Annotated in this window: 2 protein-coding genes; both read left to right on the top strand. The window is 72.3% G+C overall.

Annotation, left to right across the window (positions count from 1 at the left end; all coding sequences use genetic code 11):
• The coding region (locus ACWELQ_RS45670; RefSeq protein ID WP_452403187.1) for a hypothetical protein at nt 1-654 on the top strand (654 nt) is incomplete at its 5' end.
• On the top strand, nt 651-1,424 hold a 774-nt coding region (locus ACWELQ_RS45665), incomplete at its 3' end, for a hypothetical protein (protein ID WP_452403186.1). The genes ACWELQ_RS45670 and ACWELQ_RS45665, both read left to right, overlap by 4 nt.

Raw genomic sequence — 1,424 nt, 5'->3', positions numbered from 1 at the left:
CTCGCCTTGGGCGACCGCGCGCTCTGGCGGGCGCTCGGCACGACCGCGGTGGTCGCGTTCTTCGCCACCGCGACGGTCGTGGTGGCCGCGCTGCCGGTGGCGCATCGGCTGGCCGGGCTGCGCACCGGGTTCGTATCGCGAATCGTGGTGCCCGCCTTGGTGATTCTGACGGTGCTGCCCGCGCAGATGTACCTGGGACCGCTGCACCGCCTGGTCACCGTGCTGGGGCCGACCGGAAATCCGGTGCCGCTCATCGTCACCCACGCCGCCGCGGGACTGCCCATCGCCATCCTGATCCTGCGCGGCGCGCTCCTCGCGCCCGCGTACAGCCCCGCCGCGGACGCGCTCTACGGGTTCGCGCCCGCGGGGGTCGTCCGACGCCGCCTGCTGAACACCGCGAGTCCGGCGCTGGGCGCGGTCGCGGTGCTGGAGTTCATCCAGGTGTGGAACGACTTCTTCATCGGCCTGCTGATCGGTGGACCGGGCGCGAGCCCGTGGTCGGTGCTGCTGTGGGGCGACGCACGCCAATTCAACGAGAACTCCGCGCAACTCGCCGCCGGGGCGCTGATCTCGGCGGTGGTTCCGGTGACCCTGTTGCTGCTGTGCTGGCGGCGGTTCGTCATGCCCGGACTGGCCGGGGGAGCGCTGCGATGAACCCGAACCCGCCCGCTCCCGCCGAATCGTCCCTGATCGCGACACCCAAATCGAGTGTGTGGCAACGGCTGGTCGGCGGGTCGCTGCTGTCCTCCCTCGGGCTGACGGGGGCGTTCTTCCAGAGTCTGTTCCCCGAGGCGTTCCGGCACAACACGGTGGTCACCCGGGTATTCGTTCCGCTCGGCTGGGTGGCGCTGCCGCTGGTGGTGGCGGCGGGCGTCTTCGCCATCGTCCGAGCCACCCGGGAGTACTCCGTCGGCGCGCGCACCCCGCCGACCGATCTTCCCGAACCGGGTGGTCCCTGGCCGAGCATGCGAGCCCCGCGCCCGAATCCACGGCTCCCGCGCCACCCCTACGGCGCGCTCCTGCGTGAACTTCCCATGCACGACTACGAGATCGAGATGCTGCTCGAGGTGCTCGCGGTCGCGTCGACGGCCGCCTCGCGGCTGCCGGCGGAATCGGTGACCGGCACCGCCGCGGACATGTTCGAGCAGGCCGCCGCCACCGACGTGCTCGACGATCTGATGACCCACCGCATGGTCGTGCCGATCGGTGCGGGCCGATGCCGCCTGTCGCGCGTACCGGAACACCCCACCCGCGGCGAGATCCGCGCGACGCCCGCCTGGAGCGCCGCCTGCGCGGAACTGGTCCGGCGGCACGCCGTCCGGGCCGCCGACTGGGCCGCCGCGCTGGACATCCCCGAACGCGCGAGCGACGCGCGGCGGTGGTTCGACGTCGAGGAACCCCGGTTGCGTCGACTAATGCGCGAC

The sequence above is a fragment of the Nocardia sp. NPDC004722 genome (assembly GCF_053601505.1).
Note: the sequence above shows the minus strand (reverse complement) of the source record. Positions and strands in the feature narration are given on the sequence as shown.